The 352-nt window shown below is 57.1% G+C and carries 1 protein-coding gene and 1 tRNA gene; one reads left to right on the forward strand and one right to left on the reverse strand.

Going from position 1 to position 352, the window contains the following annotated elements:
* A partial coding sequence (locus tag M8009_RS18940) for a hypothetical protein (RefSeq protein WP_250064038.1) occupies positions 1 to 271 on the forward strand: 271 nt, incomplete at its 5' end.
* On the opposite strand, the gene M8009_RS18945 is transcribed toward M8009_RS18940, so the two are convergent.
* Positions 242 to 317 (reverse strand) — tRNA-Ala (locus M8009_RS18945). The two genes, M8009_RS18940 and M8009_RS18945, sit on opposite strands and share 30 nt — an antisense overlap.
* Between the last annotated feature and the right edge of the window lie 35 nt (positions 318 to 352).

Here is a 352-nt window from a genome sequence, read left to right on the forward strand (position 1 = left end):
CCGCGATGACGATCGACAATTGCCGGATACGCTTGAGACGTATCTCGTGTCTCTTCCTCTCGGAAGAAACGTTGTCAGCATGATTCACATTGTTAAAGAGCAACTGTTCAGAGAACAGTGGAAAGTCGAAACGACTTTCCGCTGGTCTCTGCAGCAGGACTGTTGGATGGTGGAGCCTAGCGGGCGGTGCGACGATTCGCTCGATGTCGTGCGCGACCCCGGCGCGACCTCCTGCCATGAATGGTGGAGCCTAGCGGGATCGAACCGCTGACCTCCTGCGTGCAAGGCAGGCGCTCTCCCAGCTGAGCTAAGGCCCCGAAAGGAATTTGTGTGAGACAAGGCGCTTCGATGC

The sequence above is a fragment of the Halomonas gemina genome, assembly GCF_023554995.1.
Taxonomy (GTDB): Bacteria; Pseudomonadota; Gammaproteobacteria; order Pseudomonadales; family Halomonadaceae; genus Halomonas; species Halomonas gemina.